Origin of the sequence: Paracoccus homiensis (assembly GCF_900111675.1) — a bacterium.
Classification (GTDB): Bacteria; Pseudomonadota; Alphaproteobacteria; order Rhodobacterales; family Rhodobacteraceae; genus Paracoccus; species Paracoccus homiensis.
In genome coordinates this window covers 400569-420341 of sequence record NZ_FOHO01000002.1, presented here as the reverse complement: position 1 = coordinate 420341, position 19773 = coordinate 400569, and the positions used below count along the sequence as shown (strand labels likewise).

At 66.5% G+C, this 19773-nt stretch carries 16 protein-coding genes, 1 tRNA gene and 1 pseudogene; 11 read left to right on the top strand and 7 right to left on the bottom strand.

The genetic code is table 11. The annotated features are described in order from the left end of the window. Window positions 1–31 precede the first annotated feature (31 nt). The 4 genes from BMX67_RS04385 to BMX67_RS04370 form a co-directional block, all read right to left on the bottom strand. Window positions 32–2668, bottom strand: a complete 2637-nt coding sequence (locus BMX67_RS04385) for a DNA translocase FtsK (RefSeq protein WP_090732775.1) — start codon at window positions 2666–2668, stop codon at window positions 32–34. A gap of 4 nt (window positions 2669–2672) precedes the next feature. Next, window positions 2673–3878: an aminotransferase class I/II-fold pyridoxal phosphate-dependent enzyme gene (locus tag BMX67_RS04380; RefSeq protein WP_090732773.1), complete on the bottom strand. Its 1206-nt coding sequence runs from the start codon at window positions 3876–3878 to the stop codon at window positions 2673–2675. Between the two features lie 94 nt (window positions 3879–3972). Next, window positions 3973–5304, bottom strand: coding sequence for an amidase (locus BMX67_RS04375; protein WP_090732771.1), 1332 nt, complete (start codon window positions 5302–5304; stop codon window positions 3973–3975). Window positions 5305–5306: 2 nt separating this feature from the next. Next, window positions 5307–5483, bottom strand: coding sequence for a DUF1674 domain-containing protein (locus tag BMX67_RS04370; protein WP_090732770.1), 177 nt, complete (start codon window positions 5481–5483; stop codon window positions 5307–5309). A gap of 70 nt (window positions 5484–5553) precedes the next feature. Here BMX67_RS04370 and BMX67_RS04365 point away from each other — a divergent pair, with 70 nt between their 5' ends. From BMX67_RS04365 to BMX67_RS04335, 7 genes are all read left to right on the top strand, one after another. Further along, window positions 5554–6810, top strand: coding sequence for an RsmB/NOP family class I SAM-dependent RNA methyltransferase (locus BMX67_RS04365; RefSeq protein WP_090732768.1), 1257 nt, complete (start codon window positions 5554–5556; stop codon window positions 6808–6810). A 220-nt stretch (window positions 6811–7030) separates the two neighbouring features. Then, window positions 7031–8620 (top strand): bifunctional phosphoribosylaminoimidazolecarboxamide formyltransferase/IMP cyclohydrolase, encoded by a 1590-nt coding sequence (purH, locus tag BMX67_RS04360; protein ID WP_090732767.1) that lies wholly within the window; start codon window positions 7031–7033, stop codon window positions 8618–8620. Continuing rightward, window positions 8620–9309, top strand: a complete 690-nt coding sequence (gene lspA / locus BMX67_RS04355; protein WP_245739174.1) for a signal peptidase II — start codon at window positions 8620–8622, stop codon at window positions 9307–9309. Before purH ends, lspA begins: the two co-directional genes overlap by 1 nt. A gap of 38 nt (window positions 9310–9347) precedes the next feature. Then, complete coding sequence (locus BMX67_RS04350) at window positions 9348–9872, top strand: DUF3035 domain-containing protein (protein WP_090732765.1); 525 nt, start codon at window positions 9348–9350, stop codon at window positions 9870–9872. Continuing rightward, window positions 9872–11092: a cytochrome P450 gene (locus BMX67_RS04345; RefSeq protein WP_090732764.1), complete on the top strand. Its 1221-nt coding sequence runs from the start codon at window positions 9872–9874 to the stop codon at window positions 11090–11092. The genes BMX67_RS04350 and BMX67_RS04345 overlap by 1 nt, the downstream gene beginning before the upstream one ends. A 252-nt stretch (window positions 11093–11344) precedes the next feature. After that, window positions 11345–12718 (top strand): M16 family metallopeptidase, encoded by a 1374-nt coding sequence (locus tag BMX67_RS04340; RefSeq protein WP_090732906.1) that lies wholly within the window; start codon window positions 11345–11347, stop codon window positions 12716–12718. Continuing rightward, window positions 12715–14037 (top strand): M16 family metallopeptidase, encoded by a 1323-nt coding sequence (locus BMX67_RS04335; RefSeq protein WP_090732762.1) that lies wholly within the window; start codon window positions 12715–12717, stop codon window positions 14035–14037. Before BMX67_RS04340 ends, BMX67_RS04335 begins: the two co-directional genes overlap by 4 nt. Before the next feature lie 60 nt (window positions 14038–14097). Here BMX67_RS04335 and BMX67_RS04330 read toward each other — a convergent pair whose 3' ends face one another. Beyond that, window positions 14098–14277: a hypothetical protein gene (locus BMX67_RS04330; protein ID WP_139206441.1), complete on the bottom strand. Its 180-nt coding sequence runs from the start codon at window positions 14275–14277 to the stop codon at window positions 14098–14100. A gap of 121 nt (window positions 14278–14398) precedes the next feature. On the opposite strand from BMX67_RS04330, the gene mutL reads away from it, so the two are divergent. After that, window positions 14399–16225 carry a DNA mismatch repair endonuclease MutL gene (gene mutL, locus BMX67_RS04325; RefSeq protein WP_090732759.1) on the top strand — a complete coding sequence of 609 codons (1827 nt, stop codon included), beginning with the start codon at window positions 14399–14401 and terminating at the stop codon, window positions 16223–16225. Between the two features lie 52 nt (window positions 16226–16277). Next, the gene (locus BMX67_RS04320; protein ID WP_090732757.1) at window positions 16278–16649 is read left to right on the top strand and encodes a DUF3775 domain-containing protein; all 372 of its coding nucleotides are present in this window, start codon (window positions 16278–16280) and stop codon (window positions 16647–16649) included. A 70-nt stretch (window positions 16650–16719) separates the two neighbouring features. Here BMX67_RS04320 and BMX67_RS04315 read toward each other — a convergent pair whose 3' ends face one another. Together BMX67_RS04315 and BMX67_RS04310 are read right to left on the bottom strand one after the other, a co-directional pair. Further along, window positions 16720–17901 carry a PQQ-dependent sugar dehydrogenase gene (locus BMX67_RS04315; RefSeq protein WP_090732755.1) on the bottom strand — a complete coding sequence of 394 codons (1182 nt, stop codon included), beginning with the start codon at window positions 17899–17901 and terminating at the stop codon, window positions 16720–16722. A 71-nt stretch (window positions 17902–17972) separates the two neighbouring features. After that, window positions 17973–19028 (bottom strand): saccharopine dehydrogenase, encoded by a 1056-nt coding sequence (locus tag BMX67_RS04310; protein WP_090732753.1) that lies wholly within the window; start codon window positions 19026–19028, stop codon window positions 17973–17975. Between the two features lie 285 nt (window positions 19029–19313). On the opposite strand from BMX67_RS04310, the gene BMX67_RS04305 reads away from it, so the two are divergent. After that, window positions 19314–19389: transfer RNA gene (locus BMX67_RS04305), tRNA-Ala, on the top strand. Between the two features lie 169 nt (window positions 19390–19558). Next, window positions 19559–19723 (top strand): annotated as a pseudogene (locus BMX67_RS04300) (AAA family ATPase); the annotation flags it as partial. Between the last annotated feature and the right edge of the window lie 50 nt (window positions 19724–19773).

Here is a 19773-nt window from a genome sequence, read left to right as displayed (position 1 = left end):
CCGGGTTCGATAGGGCATCTGCGGCGCGGGCCTAGACTTCGGGCACCAGAACCTCGCGCTTGCCGACATGGTTCGCGGCGCTGACCACGCCCTGATCCTCCATCTGTTCGACCAGACGCGCGGCCTTGTTATAGCCGATGGCCAGTTTCCGCTGGATATAGCTGGTCGAGCATTTGCGGTCCTTGGCCACGATCATCACCGCCTGATCATAGAGCGCATCATCGCCGCCATCGCCGCCGCCAAGGCCCAGAACGGCGTCGATGCCATCGGCCTTGTCCTCGTCGGGGCCTTCGACCACGCCCGATTTATAGCTGGGCGGCCCGAAGGATTTCAGATGGGTGACCACCTCTTCGACCTCTTCATCGCTGCAGAAGGGGCCGTGAATACGGGTGATCCTTGCGCCATTGCCCATATACAGCATGTCGCCCTGACCGAGCAGCTGTTCGGCGCCCTGTTCGCCAAGGATGGTGCGGCTGTCGATCTTCGAGGTCACCTGGAAGCTGATCCGGGTCGGGAAGTTCGCCTTGATCGTGCCGGTGATGACATCGACCGAGGGACGCTGCGTGGCCATGATCAGGTGGATCCCCGAGGCCCGCGCCATCTGCGCAAGGCGCTGGATGCAGGCCTCGATTTCCTTGCCCGCGACCATCATCAGATCGGCCATCTCATCGACGATGACCACGATATAGGGGAAGGTTTCGGGCTGGAATTCCTCGGTCTCGAAGATGGGTTCGCCGGTGTCCTCGTCGAAACCGGTCTGGACGGTGCGCTTGAACATCTCGTTCTTGGACAGGGCCTCGCGGACGCGGCCGTTGTAACCTTCGATGTTGCGCACGCCCATCTTGGACATCTTGCGGTACCGGTCCTCCATCTCGCCCACGACCCATTTCAGCGCGACGACGGCCTTCTTGGGGTCGGTGACAACCGGCGACAACAGATGCGGGATGCCGTCATAGACCGACAGTTCCAGCATCTTTGGGTCGATCATGATCAGGCGGCATTCATCCGGCGTCAGCTTGTAAAGAAGCGACAGGATCATGGTGTTGATCGCGACCGACTTGCCCGAGCCCGTGGTCCCCGCGATCAGCAGGTGGGGCATCTTGGCCAGGTTCGCAACGATCGGGTCGCCGCCGATATCCTTGCCAAGCGCAAGGGGCAGCGGTTGCGTGCCATCGCCAAAGGCGCGGCTGGCCAGGATTTCGCGCAGCAGCACCTTTTCGCGGCGGCTGTTGGGCAGTTCGATGCCGATCACGCTGCGGCCCGGCACGGTGCTGACACGCGCCGACAGGGCCGACATCGACCGTGCGATGTCATCCGCCAGACCGATCACACGGCTGGCCTTCAGCCCCGGCGCGGGTTCCAGTTCATACAGCGTGACGACCGGGCCGGGGCGGACCTCGGTGATCTGGCCCTTCACGCCGTAATCGTCCAGCACCGCCTCCAGCATACGGGCGTTTTCCATCAGCGCCTCTTCCGAGATCTGCTGCTGATCGCTTTCTTTCGGCGCCGTCAGCAGGGACAGCGCGGGCTTTTCGTAATCGCTGTTGCTGTCGTCGAAATCGAAATCCGGCTCGGCCTCGGCGCGGGCCTGTCGCGATGTTGCGGCACCCGGTTTCTTCACCGGCGCAACGACCTTGCGTTCGGTGTCCTGACCGAAAGGCACCGGATCGGCGGGTTCAACTTGGAATTCCGGCTGATCGGCGGCGGGCTTTGCCTCGCCCTCGCGGACCAGACGGGCGGCCACGGCAGCCAGAACATTCGGACGGTCGCTGCGGCTGGTGATCGCGTCGCTGATGCGGTGCTTGACCTCGGCCTCGGACGGACCGGCGCCGTCGTAATCGCAATCACGCTCGATCAGTTCGGGCTCGGGCAGTTCCTCTTCCAGCTGGAAATCGGGCTGCGGCGGCACAGAGGCGCGGCGCATCTTCGGTTCGGCGCGGGCTGCGGGCGCGGGCTCTGTGCTGTCGCGGCCCTTGGCGCGCCGGGCCTTGATCCGGTCGCTGATCCCGACCGAGGCCACGGCCCCGCGACCCAGCAGCCGCATCGCGCCCCCATAGGCAACCATCAGCCCGGTCCTGAAGCGCCGCCACAGCGCCGTCAGTTCGGTCTTGTCAAAGCCAAGCGTGAAGGCCAGCAGCGCGACCGATCCCGCCGCCACCAACAGCGCCGCCAGCTTGATCCCGATCTGCGCCTTCAGCGGGATCAGGCTTAGCAGGGCGCCCATGATCATGTCGCCGAAATGCCCGCCCATGCCATAGCTTTGCTGCCATTGCGGACCCGGTGCGAGGCTGGAACAATAGACCGAGGCACTGGCCATCGCGATGGGCAGGAAGATTGCCCGCATGATGCGGTCCTCGCCCCGATGCAGCATCAGCCGGATGCCCCAGACAAAGGCACCGACCACCAGGATCCACGCGCCCTTGCCCGCGATCATCATCAATGGCGATGCGATATAGGCGCCGAAACTGCCCAGCATGTTCTGGGCCGGGGCATCGGTGGCCGACAGGAAACTGGGGTCATCGGCCGACCAGCTGCCCAGCATCATCGAAATCAGGATGCCGACGACGATCAAGCCCGCGCCCAGCAATTCCTTGCCGCGCCGTTCCAGCGCCGCCTGTGTGTTCTGGTCGAACAGCGGATCGCGGTGTTTTGCCTGCCAGCTTGCCATCGCCTTATCCTTCCCCCGTCGTCTCGTCATACAGCACGCCGCGCAGCCGGGTCAGCGCGGCCTCGGTTTCCTCGGGCGCCGCCACCAGCGCCACCCGGATGAATTCCTTGCCCGGATTGCCGCCATCGACCTCGCGCGACAGATAGGCGCCGGGCAGCACCTGAATGCCCGCCCGCGCCCACAGACGCCGCGCGGCCTCTTCGCCATCCGCGACCGGCAGCCACAGGAAAAAGCCGCCCTGAACGGGCCGATATCCGGGCACATTGCCAAGAACGCGGTCGGCGATGACATATTTCCGGCGATACAGGTCGCGACTGGCGATCACGTGATCCTCGTCGCGCCACGCGGCCTCGCTGACGGCTTGCAGCGGCAGGGGCAGCGGTGCGCCCGCATAGGACCGCAGGCGCCGGATCTGCACCAGATGTTCCGCGCTGCCCGCCACGAAGCCCGACCGCAGCCCCGGCAGGTTCGACCGTTTCGACAGCGAATTGAACATCACCACTCGGTCGGCCAGCCCCATCTGCGTCGCCACGGCCAACGCGCCCGGCGGCGGCGCGTCGCGATAGATCTCGCTATAGCATTCATCGGCGAAGATCAGGAAATCATGCCGCTCGGCCAGCCCGATCAACCGTTCCAGATAATCGCGATCCGCAATCGCGCCCTGCGGATTGGCGGGCGAACACAGATAGGCGATCGCGGTGCGGTCCAGCACCTCGGCGGGCAAGGCCGCGTAATCGGGCAGATTGCCGCTGGCCGGGGTCGCGGCCACAAAGACCGGATCGGCCTGCACGGCCGCCGCGGCGACGGCATAGACCTGATAGAAGGGGTTCGGAATCAGGATCGCGGGCCGCTGCCCGTTCTTCTGTTCCGGGCATAGCGCCATCGCCGCGTTGAACAGCCCCTCGCGGGTGCCGTTCAGCGCCATGATCCGTTCCGGCGCGACATCAAGGTCATAGCGCCGCCCCAGCCAGCCGCCGATCGCATCCAGCAGGGCAGGCATGCCCTCGTTGGTGGGATATTTGGCAAAACCGGCCAGATTCTCGGCCAGCACGCGGCCCAGAAAATCGGGCATCTGATGCCGTGGTTCGCCGATGGTCAGCACCATCGGGGATTCGCCCTGTTTCAGGCCGGGTTCAATACCCGACAACAGCGTCCGCAAGCGCGGGAACGCATATTCCGGCAGGTTCGAGAACCGCTCGGGGATTGCCATGTCTGCCTCGCTCCGGGGTCTTTGCCCCGATTAATTAGCTAAAACAGTAGCGTCATCACGGGGCTGCGTCCAGCAAAACGGGGCAGAACATGGCTTAATCGACCGCCAGTGCGGCCTCGATGCCCGCCCCCACGCGCAGCAGGTGCCGGTCGCCGCCGCGATGGCCCATCGCCATCAGCCCGCAGCCCGGATGCCCGGTCGGCAGGGACAGCGCGGGCAGGCCCAGCAGATTGCCGATCCGGGTATTGCGCAGCGTCAGCAGATTTGCGCGGGTAAAGTAATCCTCGTCTGCGGACAGCCGTTTGACATCCGGCGGCAGGATCGGCGCTGTCGGCAGCAGGATCGCATCGAAACCGGCCAGCTTGGCCGCCCATTCGCGGCGCAGGCGGTCCAGCACTTCCCAGCCGCTGACATAATCGGCGGCGCTGATATCGGCGCCGCCGCGGAAACGAGTCAGGATCGGCGGCCACATCAGTTCGGGCGCGTCCTCGATCTGGGCGCGCCAGATGCCATAGGCTTCGGGGGCGAACAGGCGGGGCGACAGGGCCATGGCCTTGTCGACGATGTCGAAGTCGCCATGCGTGATCTGCGCCCCGGCGCGGTCCAGCCGGCCAAGCGCATCGTGAAAGGCCGCGACGGGACCGTCCTCGGCCTCGGCGAAGGGCAGACCGTCCAGAACCATGATGCGCAGCCCGCGCGCGCTGGCGCCCTTCAGGTCGACGGCGGGCTTGCCGACCAGAACGGCCATGATCTCGGCGCAGTCCTCGACCTTGCGGGCAAGCGGTCCGACCACGTCAAAGCGGCGGCACAGCGGCACGACCCCGCGCGACGGCAGCGCGCCATGCGTCGGCTTGAAACCCACGATGTCGTTCCATGCCGCAGGCACCCGGATCGATCCGCCGGTATCGGACCCGATCGCCGCCGCCGCCAGCCCCAGCGCCACCGAGACCGCCGCCCCCGAGGACGATCCGCCCGGCGCCTTGTCGGCATCCAGCGCATTCGGCGGCGTCGCGGTCGAGGGGTTCAGCCCCAGCCCGGAAAAGGCCAGTTCGGTCATGTGGGTCTTGCCCAGGCAGATCAGCCCGTCGCGCGTGGCCTGCGACAGCAGATCGGCATCGCGGCGCGGCACCCGACCTTCCAGCAGGCGCGAACCGGCCTCGGTCCGGATGCCGCCGCTGTCGATATTGTCCTTCCAGCTGATCGCGACGCCGTCCAGCAGGCTGCGGCGCAGCTCGGCGCGGGCGCGGTCATGGGCAGCGATCGCCTCGGCGCGCGCGCGGTCCGGGGTCAGCCTGGCATAGATGCGCCGGCCATAGGGGTGGGACTGCACGGCCTCCAGATAGGCCTCGGTCTGGTCCAGCGGGTCCAGAAGCCCCGCCATGATCGCGCGGCCCTGTGCGACGGCCGAGGCACGCAGCCATTTCATTCCTAGAAATCCACCGCGATGCCGTTCTTTTCATAATCGCCGAAGCGGACCGGCTCGGGGCCGTCGCGGCCCCCATATTCGACCGGCAGCGGCTTGTCGGCGGCGGCAGCCTTGCGGCGGGCCTCGGCCTCGGCCAGGGCGCGTTGGGCGGCGGGGGGTAGATCGGGTCGATCACTCATGGAAACATCTCCCGATTGGACGTAAATGTCGCGGGTTGCATCTGGATACATCTAGGCGAAGGAAAGCGTTTTGGCAAAGCCGGGAACCGATCAGGCGCGGAAAGCCGCATGGCGACTGTTGCAGGGCGTCCGCGATGGGCGGTCACTGTCCGACCAGGCCGAGGGTCTGGCGATCCTGTCGGTCAGCGATCAGGCCCGCGCCGCGCGGCTGGCGGCGACCGCCCTGCGCCACCGCGCCAGGGCCGAGGCGGTGATCGCCGCCCATGTCAATCGCAAGCCCACGCCACAGGTCGCGGATGTGCTGATCCTGGCGACGGTCGAGCTGCTGGAACTGAAGGCCGCCGCCCATGGCGTCGTCGATGCGGCGGTGACGCTGACGCGGTCCCTGGGCAAGCGCGGCCAGGCGGCGGCAGGCATGGTCAATGCCGTGCTGCGGAAGGTATCGGCCCATCAGGACTGGGACCGGATGCCGCCGCAGCGCCTGCCCGACTGGCTGCGCCGACCGATCGCGGCGCAATGGGGCAAGGATGTCGCCAAGGCCATCGAGGCCGCGCATCAACGGCCCGCGCCGCTGGACCTGACGCCGAAACCCGCCGCAGAGGCGTTGCCCGAGGCCGAGACGCTGCCGACCGGGTCGCTGCGGATCGCGGGACCGGTTCAGGTGTCCGCCCTGCCGGGATTCGAGGCGGGCGCCTGGTGGGTGCAGGACGCCGCGGCCGCGCTGCCCGTGCGGCTGCTGAACCCGCAAAAGGGCCAGCGGATCGCCGATCTTTGCGCCGCGCCGGGCGGCAAGACGCTGCAACTGGCTGCGGCGGAGGCCGAAGTCACGGCCGTCGATATCAGCGCACCGCGGCTGAAACGCCTGTCCCAGAATCTGCGCCGCTGTGGCCTGACCGCCGAGATCGTCACCGCCGACGCCCTGAACTGGCGGCCCAAGGGCGGGCTGGATGCGATTCTGCTGGATGCGCCCTGTTCGGCCACGGGCACCATCCGCCGCCATCCCGACCTGCCCTTTCTGCGCGACGGATCGGGTATCGCGGATCTGGTGGCCTTGCAGGCGCAGCTGATCGATCACGCGCTGGACCTTCTGCCGGCGGGCGGGCGCATGGTCTATGCCGTCTGTTCGCTGCTGGTCGATGAGGGCGAGGAACAGATCCGCGCCGCCCTGACCCGCCACGAGGGGTTGCAGGTGCTGCACCCCGATCTGCCGGGCATCGACCCGGCATGGATCACCCCCGAGGGCGGTCTGCGGCTGCGCCCGGATTACTGGCCCGAGCGCGGCGGGATGGACGGGTTCTATCTGGCACATCTGCAAAAGCCGACATGAAGGGCGCGCCGCGGGAAACCCGCGGCGTTTTCTGCGTCCCGCGACCGCCGGGGGTGCTGCCGCCCCCCGGACCCCCTGCCCATCCCCTTCCCTCGCCCACGGCCCGCCCGGCGCAGCCGCGCCGGAAGCCGCCAAAACCGGGCTTGACCCACTGGGAAAGCTGGACCTTGGCCGGGTTGCACGATAGGTCACGCCCCAGATCCAGCTGCGAGGTTCCCCCATGTCCCATCCCGTCGCCCTGAAGCGCGCCCTGATTTCGGTGTCCGACAAGACCGGTCTGATCGAGTTTGCCCAGAAGCTTGCGGCACGCGGGGTCGAGATCCTGTCCACCGGCGGCAGTGCCAAGGCGATGCGCGAGGCGGGGCTGACCGTCAAGGACGTGGCCGATGTCACCGGCTTTCCCGAAATGATGGACGGTCGCGTCAAGACGCTGCATCCGGCGGTGCATGGCGGTCTTCTGGCGCTGCGCGACAATGACGAGCATCTGGCCGCGATGCAGGCGCATGGCATCGGCCCGATCGATCTGCTGGTCGTCAATCTGTACCCGTTCGAGGAAACCGTGGCGAAGGGCGCCGATTACGCCGATTGCATCGAAAACATCGATATCGGCGGCCCGGCGATGATCCGTGCGGCGGCCAAGAACCACGGCTTTGTCAGCGTCATCGTCGATGTTCAGGATTACGACGCCCTGCTGGCCGAGCTGGACGCCAATGACGATCACACCACCATGGGCTTCCGCCAGCGTCAGGCCCAGATCGCCTATGCCCGCACCGCCGCCTATGACGCCGCGGTCAGCACCTGGATGGCCGGCGCCATCGGCGAGGAAACGCCCCGCCGCCGCGCCTTTGCCGGCACGCTGGCGCAGGGGCTGCGCTATGGCGAGAACCCGCATCAGCAAGCCGCCTTCTATGTCACCGGCGACACCCGCCCCGGCGTCGCCAGCGCCCGGCAGTGGCAGGGCAAGGAACTGTCCTACAACAATATCAACGACACCGACGCCGCCTTTGAGCTGGTCGCCGAATTCGACCCGGCCAATGGCCCGGCCTGCGCGATCATCAAACACGCCAACCCTTGCGGCGTGGCCCAGGGCGCGACCGCGATCGAGGCCTACAAGCGGGCCTTCGACTGCGACACCACCTCGGCCTTTGGCGGGATCGTGGCGCTGAACCAGCCGCTGGACGGGGCGACCGCCGAAGAGATCGTGAAGATCTTCACCGAGGTCGTCATCGCCCCCGACGCGGACGAGGACGCCAAGCGCATCTTCGCCGCCAAGAAGAACCTGCGCCTGCTGACCACCGGCGGGCTGCCCGATCCGACTGCCGCCGGCATGACCTTCCGCCAGGTCGCGGGCGGGTTTCTGGCGCAGGGCCGCGACAACGGCCATGTCACCCGCGACGCGCTGAAGATCGTGACCGAACGCCAGCCCTCGGAACAGGAACTGAACGACCTGCTGTTCGCCTGGACGGTCGCCAAGCATGTGAAATCGAACGCCATCGTCTATGCCAGGGACGGTGCGACCGTCGGCATCGGCGCCGGCCAGATGAGCCGCGTCGACAGCACCCGCATCGGTCGCCGCAAATCCGAGGACATGGCCGAGACGCTTGGTCTTGCCCAGCCGCTGACCATCGGGTCCGCCGTGGCATCGGACGCGTTCTTCCCCTTTGCCGACGGCATCGAGGCACTGGCCGAGGCGGGCGCCAAGGCGGTGATCCAGCCCGGTGGATCGATGCGCGACGATGAGGTGATCGCCGCGGCCAACCGTCTGGGCCTGGCGATGGTCTTTACCGGTCAACGACATTTCCGGCACTGATGCAGCAGGAATTGCCCCTGGAGCCTGCAAAGGCCGACAGCAGCCCCAAACCGGCGCCCAAGCCTGCGCCGCGCCCCCGTGCGCCGCGCAAGCCCAAGCCGCCGGTCCGTGCCGATATGCGCCTGACCGGCTATATCACGGCACTGATCATCGCCTTGGATCAGGCGCTGAAATATTGGGTGATCCATGTCATGCAGCTGGATCGCGTGCGCGAGATCGATCTGCTGCCCCCGTGGCTGAACCTGCGCATGGCGTGGAATCAGGGCGTGAATTTCGGGCTGTTCGCATCGGGTCAGGATCAGATGCGCTGGGTTCTGATCGGGATCGCGCTGGTGATTTCGGGCTGGGTCTGGGTCTGGCTGTGGCGTTCGGCCGCAGGGCGGCTGGGCCGGATCGCGGGCGGACTGCTGATCGGTGGCGCGCTTGGGAATGTGATCGACCGGGTCGCCTATGGCGCGGTAGCCGATTTCCTGAACATGTCGCTGCCGGGCTGGCAGAACCCCTACAGCTTTAACGTCGCCGATATCGCGATCTTCATGGGCGCGTTCGGTCTGGTCCTGCTGCCACAGGGCGAGCCGAAGCCCGCCAAGGCAGCGCCGAAGAAAACCCAGCCCAAGCCCCCGGCCCGACCGCGCAGACCGGCCGCCGAGAAAGCTGCCGACAACACCCGTGACGAGGCCAACAAATAACGTTAGAACGGGGCCGAACGAAAGAAGAGGCAGGGGCAATGCGGGCAATCTGGCAGATGATGGGCGCAGTCGCGCTGTTCGGCGTCGCGGCCTGCGGCGGCGATCCGAAGCTGACCAATCTGGATCGCGGTGCGCGCAGCCCCGATGAGTTCTCGGTACTGCCGACCAAGCCCTTGTCGATGCCCCCCGATCTGGCCGTCCTGCCCGCACCGACGCCGGGTGGCGGTAATATCACCGACCCCACGCCGATGGCCGATGCGGTCGGCGCGCTTGGCGGCAACCCGGCGGCATTGTCGGATCGCGGGATCGGCGCCGCGGATCAGGCGCTTGTTGCCTATGCCGGGCGGAACGGGACCGATTCCGGGATCCGCGAAACGCTGGCCGCCGAAGATCTGAAATGGCGTCAGCGCAATGGCCCCCGCCCGCTGGAGCGGCTGGCGGGCAGCGACGTCTATCTGCGCGCCTATGAACGCATGGCGCTGGACCCCTATGCCGAGCAGCTGCGCTGGCAGCGGGCCGGGGCCCGGACGCCCAGTGGACCGCCCAGCTCTGCCGAAGACTGATGATCGCCGGTTTCGATCCGGCCTCGCCGGATTTCGCCGGCAATCCCTGGGCCGGCTATCAGGCCCTGCGCGCGCGGGACGATCTGCCCTTCTGGGACGATTTCGGCGGCTATCTAGTCGCACGCCATGACGATATCCGGCAGATCGCGCTGGACCGGCGGATGGTGCGCGGCACCCAGGCCTTTGCCAGCGCCGATCAGCGGCGCGCGATGCAGCGGGCCGCGAATTTCCACGACATGCCGTTTCACGAACGTTTCGTGCAGACCTCGATGCTGGAAATCGACGGGCCCGATCATGACCGGCTGCGCAAGGCGGTGTTCCCGTTCTTCACCAAGACCCGGCTGGAAGGGTTGCGGGGCTGGGTGTCGGACCATGTCACCGCGCAGCTTGACCGCGCGCTTGGCGCGGGGCGGATCGATTTCATTGCCGATCTGGCCGCCGATCTGCCTGCGCAGGTGATCGGGCGGCTGATCGGCACCCCGCCCGACATGGCGCGGATCATGGTTGGCTGGTCCGAAGATGTGGTCAGCTATTTCGACGTGGACCGCACGCCCGCCAAGAAAGCCCGCGCCGAAGAGGCGACCCGCCTGTTCCACGATCTGTTGCAGGATCTGTGCCGCGCCCGCCGCGCGAAACCGCAAGACGATCTGACCACTGCGCTGTTGCAGGTCCGGGCGGAAGGCCGGCTGACCGAGGATGAGCTGATCGCCACGTTGATGCAGCTGCTGCATGCGGGGCACGGCTCGACCGTGGATGCGATGGGCAACGCAATGAACGCGCTGCTGGATCACTCCGACCAGATGGCATTGCTGCGCGACGATCCGACCCTGATGCACGGCGCGGTTCAGGAAAGTTTCCGCTATGCCGCGCCGCTGCCGTTCTTTCACCGCTATGCCGCGAAGGATCTGACCATCCTTGGGCGCGACTGGCCGCAGGGCACCAAGTTCGGCCTGCTTTACGCCAGCGCCAATCGCGATCCGGCGGCCTTTGCCAACCCCGATCGGTTCGACATCACCCGCAGGCCGAACGTGCATCTGGCCTTTGGACAGGGCGCCCATGTCTGTCTGGGCAACAATCTGGCCCGGCTGAACATGGAAATCCTGTTCGGCCAGCTTCTGACCCGCACCCGCCAGATCGGGCGTTGCGGCCCGGTGCGCTGGAAACCGGGCTTGCAGGCACATGGTCCGGTCGCGTTGCCCGTCACGCTGATCCCGGCCTGATCGGGACATCCGGTCGCAGCCCACGATCACACAATGGCGCGAGGGCGGCTTGCGCGGGGCGCGTTCACCCGTCAGATTTCCGCGCAGGAAACAGGAGGTTCTGCCCAGATGCACCGCCGCCCCCCCGCTGCCCTGCTGCCCGCGGCCCTGGCCTTTGGCCTTTTCGCCGCAGCCGCCGGGGCCGAGGCGCCCGCCGACAAGCCCGTCCCGAAACCCGCCCCGGCCGCGACCCAGGCGGCCGATACGGCCCCGATGCCCGAAGGCATCAGCCATTTCACCCTGCCCAACGGTCTGGAGACCGTCGTGATCGAGGATCACCGCGCCCCGGTCGTCGTGCAGATGGTCTGGTACAAGATCGGTGCCGCCGATGAGATGCCGGGAAAATCGGGCATCGCGCATTATCTGGAACACCTGATGTTCAAGGGCACCGACAAGCTGGAACCCGGCGAGCTGTCCAAGACCGTGACCGCGAATGGCGGGCGCGACAATGCCTTCACCTCGTATGACTACACCGCCTATTTTCAGCGCATCGCCAGCGACCGCCTGCCCCTGATCATGGAGATGGAGGCCGACCGCATGGCCAATCTTCAGATCGGCGAGGATGACTGGCAGGCCGAACGGCAGGTCGTTCTGGAAGAACGCGCCCAACGCACCGACAGCGATCCGGGCGCCCTGTTCCGCGAGGAACGCAACGCGGTTCAGTTCTACAACCATCCCTATGGCCGTCCGATCATCGGCTGGCGTGACGAGATGATGGGCCTGACGCGCGAAGATGCGATCGCATGGTATGACGCGCATTATTCCCCGAACGAGGCGGTCCTGATCCTTGCGGGCGATGTCACTCCCGAACAGGCGCGCGAACTGGCTGAAACCTATTACGGCCCGATCCCCGCCAAGGGCGAGGCCGAACCGCGCCTGCGCCCGCAGGAACCTCCGCAGCGGTCCCCCCGCCGCATCCAGATGGAAGATCCGCGCGTGTCGCAGCCGACGCTGATCCGCAGCTATCTGACGACCGAACGCAACCCCGGCGACCAGACCCGCGCCGCCGCGCTGACGGTGCTGGCGGAATTGCTGGGCGGCTCGATGCAGACTTCGGTTCTGGGTCGGAAGCTGGCTTTGACGGGCGATGCGATCTGGGTGAATGCCTATTATGACGGGCTGTCGGTCGATCCGACGACCTTTTCGCTGTCGATGGTTCCCGCCGACGATCTGGACACCGACAAGGCCGAAGCCGCGCTGGACAAGGCGCTGGCGGAATTTCTGAAAACCGGCCCCGATGCCGCCGATCTGGAACGGGTCAAGACCCGCATCCGCGCCGCGCAGGTCTATGCCCGCGACAGCGCGCAGGGTCGCGCCTATGATTACGGGCAGGGTCTGGCGACGGGTCTTTCGGTTCAGGACGTGAATGACTGGCCCGAGATTCTGGCCGCCGTCACCGCCGAGGATGTCCATGCCGCCGCCCGCGACCTGCTGGACAGCAAGGCCACCGTGACCGGCTGGCTGCTGCCCCAGCCACCGCAGGAACAGGCCGGCGCGGGCAAGACCCCCGCAAAGGCCCCTGCCGACGCGGCCAGTGACGCCGCCGCCCCCGCCACAACCCCAGCCAGCAACGAGGTGAAAGGATGATCCGCGCCGCGATTGCCCTGGTTCTTGCGGTTCTTGCCGTTCCCGCCCATGCCATCGACATTCAGGAAGTGACCTCGCCCGGCGGGATCAAGGCCTGGCTGGTCGAGGATCCGACGATCCCGTTCACCGCGCTGTCCTTCGATTTCCGGGGTGGGGCCAGCTTGGATGCCGAAGGCAAGCGCGGCGCGATCAATCTGATGACCGCCACGCTGGAAGAAGGCGCGGGGCAGTTGGATGCCACCGGTTTCGCCCGCGCGGTCGAGGATCTGGGCGCGAATTTCAGCTTTGACGTCGGTGATGATTCACTGTCGGTCACCATGCGCGCATTGACCGAGAACCGTGACGAGGCCGCCGACCTTCTGGCCCGCGCCCTGACTCAACCGCGTTTCGACGAAGAGGCCGTGAACCGGGTCCGCGGGCAGGTGCAGGCGATCCTGCGATCCGAGGCGAATGATCCGCAATCGCTGGCTTCGAAGGAAATGGCGGCACAGGCCTGGGGCGACCATCCCTATGCGACCTCGATCAATGGCACGCCCGACTCGCTTGCCGCGCTGACACGCAAGGATCTGGTCGCGGCCAAGAACCGTGTCTTGGCGCGGGATCGCGTTGTCGTGGGGGCGGCGGGCGATATCTCGGCCGAGGAGCTTGGACCGCTTCTGGACAAGATCCTTGGCGGCTTGCCCGAAAAGGGCACCGCCCCGCTGCCCCGGCAGGCGGATCTGCAACTGACGGGGGGCGTGACGGTCATCGACTGGGACAGTCCGCAGACCGTCGTCAGCTTTGCCGGGCCGGGCCTGCCCATCGACGATCCGGATTACTTTGCCGCCTATGTCGCGAATCATATTCTGGGCGGCGGCGGGTTCAGCTCGCGCCTGATGGAAGAGATCCGCGAAAAGCGCGGGTTGACCTATGGCGTCGGCACCGGGCTGGCCACGGGGATCTATGGCCAGACATGGCAGGGCGGCATGGCCGGATCGAACGCCAATATCGCGCAGTCGATCGACCTGATCCGGCAGGAATGGGACCGCATGGGCGCCGAGGGCGTGACCGACCGGGAATTGCAGGATGCCAAGACCTATCTGACCGGCGAATACCCGCTGCGCTTTGACGGAAACGGCAAGATCGCGGGGATCCTGGCCGGGATGCAGTTGATCGGCTTTCCCATCGACTATGTGAACACCCGCAACGACCGGGTCGAGGCCGTCACCGCCGAGGATGTGCAGCGCGTCTCGCAAAGGCTGCTGAGGTCGGATGATCTGCGCTTCGTGCTGGTCGGACGCCCCGAAGGTATCGACAGCGATCCACCCGCCACCAACTGAACTGTCGACATGACAAGGCGCCCGCAGCTTCCTGCGGGCGCCTTGCGTTTCAGGCGGTGATCATTTGACCTGCACGGCGCCGCTGCCACCAAGGGCCGCACCGCCCACGGCACCGACCGGTCCGGCAATGACCGCCCCGGTTGCGGCACCGGTCGTGGCGCGGGTGGCGGTGTTGGGGCCGCAGGCGGCAACCGCCAGCGTCATCCCGCAGATCAGGGTCAGCGTGATCTTCTGCATCATGGCTTGCATCCTTCGTTGCATATGCCGACCCAACCCGATACCCGCCTGTCCGGTTTCCCGGCGACCGGATTCCGCCGCGATTTTCTTTCACCCGCCTCTTCACCCTGCTATATCTGGTAAGATGAACAGCCACGCACCCCATATCCGCCCGGTCATCCGGCAACTGGACGAAGCGACCGCCAACCGCATCGCCGCGGGCGAGGTGGTGGAACGCCCGGCCTCGGCGGTAAAGGAACTGGTCGAAAACGCGCTGGATGCCGGGGCCAGCCGCATCGACATCGCCATCGAGGCCGGAGGCAAGCGGCTGATCCGCGTCACCGATGACGGCTGCGGCATGAGCGATGAGGACCTGCCGCTGGCCCTGTCACGCCATGCGACCAGCAAGATCGACGGCAGTGACCTTCTGGCGATTCGCAGCTTTGGCTTTCGGGGCGAGGCGTTGCCATCGCTGGCGGCGGTCGGGCGGCTGACCATCACCAGCCGACCCGCCGGGGCCGAAGGTGCTCAGATCGTGGTCGCGGCCGGCCGAATGGAACCGGTGCGCCCCGCCGCCGCCAATCGCGGCACCGTGGTCGACCTGCGCGACCTGTTCTTCGCCACACCCGCCCGGCTAAAATTCATGCGCAGCGAGCGGGCCGAGACTCAGGCCGTGGCCGACACCATCCGGCGACTGGCCATGGCCGAACCCTATGTCGGCTTCACGCTGACCGCCGATGGCAGGGAACTGTTTCGCGCGGATGCCGAACAGGGCGAACTTTTCGGCGCGCTTCAGACCCGGCTGGCGCGGGTCATGGGGCGCGATTTCATCGACAACGCGATCGCTCTGGATGCCGAACGCGACGGGCTGACCCTGACCGGCTTCGCCGCCCTGCCCACCTATTCGCGGGGCGCGGCGGTGGCCCAGCATCTGTACGTCAATGGCCGCCCGGTCCGGGACAAGCTGCTGATCGGGGCCCTGCGCGCGGGCTATATGGATGTGCTGGCCTCGGGGCGGCATCCGGCGGCGGTGCTGTATCTGACCTGCGATCCGCAGCTTGTCGATGTGAATGTCCATCCCGCCAAGGCCGAGGTCCGGTTTCGCGATCCGCAATCGGCGCGCGGATTGCTGGTCAGCGCGCTGCGGCACGGCATGGCCAATGCCGGTCATCGCGCATCCTCGACGGTGGGCGATGCGACCCTTGCGGCCTTTCGCCCCGAACCGGACCAGACGCCGCCCGCCCGCAGCTATCAGATGGATTACCGCCCATCGCCGCAGGCCCTGCGCGCAAGTCTGGACCTGCAGGCGCCGCCACCGGTTCTGGACCCGGGTTTCTCTGATCTGCCCTCGGCCCGATACGAGGAACCGCAGGCTGCACCCTTTCCCGATGCGCCTCTGGGGGCGGCCCGCGCACAGGTACACGAAAATTACATCATCGCGCAAACCGCCGATGGCATGGTCATCGTCGATCAGCACGCGGCCCATGAACGTCTGGTCTATGAACGACTGAAGGCGCAGGCCGCCGAGCACGGCATTCCCAGCCAGGCGCTGCTGATCCCCGAGATCGTCGATCTGTCCGAATCTGATGCCAGCCGGATCCTGTCAATCGCCGGGGAACTGGCCGATCTTGGGCTGGTGATCGAACCCTTCGGCGGCGGCGCCATCGCCATACGAGAGGTGCCGGCGATGCTGGCCCGGCTGAATGCCGCGCCTCTGATCCGCGACATTCTGGACGATCTCGCCGATCAGGGCGCCTCTGACCGTCTGCGCGCGCGGATCGATGCGGTCCTGTCCTCGATGGCCTGCCACGGCTCGGTCCGTTCGGGACGGCGGATGAGCGCGGATGAAATGAACGCCCTCCTGCGCGAGATGGAGCGGACGCCAAAATCCGGTCAGTGCAATCACGGCCGCCCGACATGGGTCAAGCTGCGCCTGTCCGACATCGAACGCCTGTTCGGCCGCAAGGATTGACCGGGCCGGGCAACGGGTCCAGAATTTCGCCATCCGGATCAGGGGGGCCGCCATGCTGAACATCACCGCCGACAAGATCGCCCATGTGATCATCCGCGCCCGTGAATATGACAGCGGCGTCAACGCCTGGGCGCATCAGGGCGAACGCCGACAGCATGGCACCCGAACCGAGCTGCATGATTTCATCGCCGGTCTCAACGAGGACGAACAGGCCAGCCTTGTCGCCGTGATGTGGATAGGCCGCGACAGCTTCGATGCCGCAGATCTGTCCGAGGCCATCGCCACGGCCCGTACGGAACAGACGACCCCGACCGAAGACTATCTGATGGGCGAACCCCGCCTGGCCGATCTGCTCGAGGCGGGGATGGATGCGCTTGGCATTTCACCCGAAGAGGCTGAAGACGACCTGCAAAAACCCGTCTGACCGCGCCGAAGGCGCGCCCGGCCCAGCGGCAGCGACCGGAACGGGCCCTGCCCGTTCCGCCCCCCTTCCCCTACTTCGAAGGTGTCAGCCGGATCAGCGCCCCATTCGCCGCATCGGTCAGCACCATGATCGCGCCGTCATCCGCAACCGCGACATCGCGCACACGGCCGATCCCCTGAACATGCCGCGCCTCACCCGTGACGCGCCCATCCTGCATCTGCAGGCGCACGACGGCCCCGGCCCTCAGCCCCCCGATCAGCAGATCGCCCTGCCAATCGGAAAACATCTCTCCCTCATAGAAGGCCATGCCGCCGGGCGCGATCACCGGGTCCCAGTAATAGACCGGCTGCTCGGTCCCTTCCAATTGGGTGACGCCCTCACCCACCGGCTGTCCGCTGTATTCAACGCCATAGGTCACGCGGGGCCAGCCGTAATTGCGCCCTGCCTGCGGGCGGTTCAGCTCATCCCCGCCCTTCGGACCATGCTCGATCGTCCACAGTTCGCCCTGCGGGCCAAGCGCCGCACCCTGGATGTTCCGATGTCCCCAGGACCAGATCTCGGGCAGGGCTTCGGCCACGCCCGGATCGCCCATCGCGGCCCCGCTGATCGGGTCGATCCGTACCACCTTGCCCAAGGTCGCACGCACATTCTGCGCATAGACGCGCGGTTCGGGATCGGACCGTTCGCCGGTCGTCACGAACAGACCGCCCTCGCCATCAAGAACCAACCTCGATCCATAATGCTTTGTCGACTTCCATGCCGGCTGCTGTTGCCAGATGACGTTCATCTCTTGCAATTGCCGCCCATCCGCCGACAGGATCCCGGTTGCAACGGCAGTGGCGGTCTTGCCACCCTCGCGCGGCTGGGCAAAGCTGACCCAGACACGACGTGTCTCGGCAAAATCATTCGCGATCGCGACGTCCAGAAGCCCGCCCTGACCACGCGCATCGACTTTCGGCAGGCCGGCAATCGGCTCGCCCAAGGATCCGTCGGCGGCAATGATGCGCAACCGCCCGGGCTTTTCGGTGACCAGCCACGCCCCGTCCGGCATCTGTGCCATGCCCCAGGGGTGGTCCAGGCCATCCGCGATGACTTGCCGTGACAAGGGCGTGTCGGACAGCACCGGCGCGCGGGTCTGCCCGTCGAAGGCAGGTGTCTGGTCCGGCGCGTTCGGCGGCGCCTGGTTGAACCCCTGCGCGGCGGCGCCCCCTGCGGTCAGGATGGCCAGCGCCATGAATGCTGAACGATACATGATGTCTCTCCGGTGGTTGCGGCCTGATGGCCGAACGCCGCCTGTCGCCTGTCCGTTCCCCGGAACCCCGGTCACCGCCCCGACACGTGGCGGTCAAAGATCGCCCGTGCACCGCCCCAAGGCCCGGCCTCGATACGGTCCAACTGCGCCAGCACGGGCAGCAATTGCGCCGCATAATCCAGCGACGATTCGCGCGGCAGCATCGAGGGCAGGTTGTCGATCGCCATTACGTCCAGCAGCGGCGCCTCGGCGACGCGCAGCGCAGGCGCATCCCAGGTCGTACAGCGGTCGTAAACCTTGATCGGGGAAAACGCGCTGGTCGGATCACAGGCCACATCACCGATCACGCGCAAGGCACGCCCCGGACCGACCGCCTCGGCCGGAACAAAGACCGGCGCCCCCGGCTGCGCCAGGATGGCATTGATGAAGATGTCATGCGCGAGGATCTCGGGGAACGGACCTCCATGCGCGGTTTCCGCCATGTCCCAACGGGTCACCGCCACGCCCAGCTGCGACAACAGATCCGCAGCACCACGGCCCACGCGCCCCTTCGCACCCACCACGATCGCGCGCGGGCGTGTCAGGTTGGTCGCGTCCAGCCGGGCGCGCAGATCCTCGGTCAGACGATGCTGATCGGCATAGGCCTGCACCGGCGGGCAGATTTCGCCACGCTGCTGCGCAGCCCAGCATTTCAGCGACACCGCCGCCCCGGCAAACCCGGCCCAATAGCCAAAGGCTGCCAGCCTTCTTCCGTCCGCGTCCAGCAGATACTCAAGATCATACAGCGCCCCGCCACCTTCGCGGAACCGGCGCAGCAACACCTGACCATCCGGCTGCCCCTTGAACGCATGCCCGAACATGATGTGGCGATGATGCAGCGGCGTTCCATCCTGCGGCAATTCCTTCAGCCCGAAGATGATCGCATCGTCGGGCGCAGCAGGCCAGGTGCCCTCGACCGCGATATCGGCGCCGGCGCGCGCGTAATCCTCGGTCGAGATCACGCGGCGCGGGCTGTCCTCGACCGTCACCCTCATCCCCGCAGCCCGAAGCTTGGCCACACCTTCAGGGGTGATGCCCACACGTTCCTCGTTCGAACGACTTTCGGCCCGCACCCACAGATGTGTCATCCCGATCTCCCCTGCTGTTGGCGTCTTGCGCAATAGTTGTAGCAGCGCCGCGCCCCGCGACAAGCGAACCGACGCCGATATGAGGTCGCGGTCATCGCCCCGACAGCCAGGCTCACGATTCCCCTGGCAGTTCGCTGACCCAAGGGCGAACCACCCAGACCGACTCCGCGCCACGGAATGCCTTCGCCCGAATTTCCAATGAAACCGCATTTTTTGACTTGCACCTGACGGCGCACAAACTTATACGCCCCTCTACAGCAAGAACGACAGTTTCTGCTGGACCGTGGGGCCATAGCTCAGTTGGTAGAGCGCTTGCATGGCATGCAAGAGGTCAGGGGTTCGACTCCCCTTGGCTCCACCAAAGATCTTTTGAAAAGCACCAGATAGTTCTGCCTTTTTCGTCAGAGGATTTGCCTCTGCCACGCAGACGGGTGCTGTTTTCTCTACGAAAATCCATGCTGCCTTGATCGCCGCTCCTAGCGTGTCGATAGCTTCGCAGCGCTTTCCCCTGTCAAATCCGAGGGTGGCCCATGAGCGACCATTTCTTTGTCGTGACGGGCGGCCCTGGTGCGGGCAAGACCAGCCTGATCACCGAGCTCGCCCGCCGTGGCTTTCGCACGATCCCCGAATCCGGCCGCGCGGTCATTCGCGAGGAGATGGCAAGCGGCGGAGACGCTCTCCCGTGGGCGGATCGCATGCCCAGATTTTCGGTTGAAATGGGGGTCGGTTCAACGTGTCACATTCC

Coding starts and splice junctions, on each gene's coding strand:
- mutL (WP_090732759.1), top strand. CDS start 14,399: ATGAACAGCCACGCACCCCATATCCGCCCGGTCATCCGGCAACTGGAC.
- BMX67_RS04335 (WP_090732762.1), top strand. CDS start 12,715: ATGATCCGCGCCGCGATTGCCCTGGTTCTTGCGGTTCTTGCCGTTCCC.
- BMX67_RS04370 (WP_090732770.1), bottom strand. CDS start 5,483: ATGAGTGATCGACCCGATCTACCCCCCGCCGCCCAACGCGCCCTGGCC.
- BMX67_RS04315 (WP_090732755.1), bottom strand. CDS start 17,901: ATGTATCGTTCAGCATTCATGGCGCTGGCCATCCTGACCGCAGGGGGC.
- BMX67_RS04310 (WP_090732753.1), bottom strand. CDS start 19,028: ATGACACATCTGTGGGTGCGGGCCGAAAGTCGTTCGAACGAGGAACGT.
- BMX67_RS04385 (WP_090732775.1), bottom strand. CDS start 2,668: ATGGCAAGCTGGCAGGCAAAACACCGCGATCCGCTGTTCGACCAGAAC.
- purH (WP_090732767.1), top strand. CDS start 7,031: ATGTCCCATCCCGTCGCCCTGAAGCGCGCCCTGATTTCGGTGTCCGAC.
- BMX67_RS04350 (WP_090732765.1), top strand. CDS start 9,348: ATGCGGGCAATCTGGCAGATGATGGGCGCAGTCGCGCTGTTCGGCGTC.
- lspA (WP_245739174.1), top strand. CDS start 8,620: ATGCAGCAGGAATTGCCCCTGGAGCCTGCAAAGGCCGACAGCAGCCCC.
- BMX67_RS04340 (WP_090732906.1), top strand. CDS start 11,345: ATGCCCGAAGGCATCAGCCATTTCACCCTGCCCAACGGTCTGGAGACC.
- BMX67_RS04320 (WP_090732757.1), top strand. CDS start 16,278: ATGCTGAACATCACCGCCGACAAGATCGCCCATGTGATCATCCGCGCC.
- BMX67_RS04380 (WP_090732773.1), bottom strand. CDS start 3,878: ATGGCAATCCCCGAGCGGTTCTCGAACCTGCCGGAATATGCGTTCCCG.
- BMX67_RS04330 (WP_139206441.1), bottom strand. CDS start 14,277: ATGATGCAGAAGATCACGCTGACCCTGATCTGCGGGATGACGCTGGCG.
- BMX67_RS04345 (WP_090732764.1), top strand. CDS start 9,872: ATGATCGCCGGTTTCGATCCGGCCTCGCCGGATTTCGCCGGCAATCCC.
- BMX67_RS04375 (WP_090732771.1), bottom strand. CDS start 5,304: ATGAAATGGCTGCGTGCCTCGGCCGTCGCACAGGGCCGCGCGATCATG.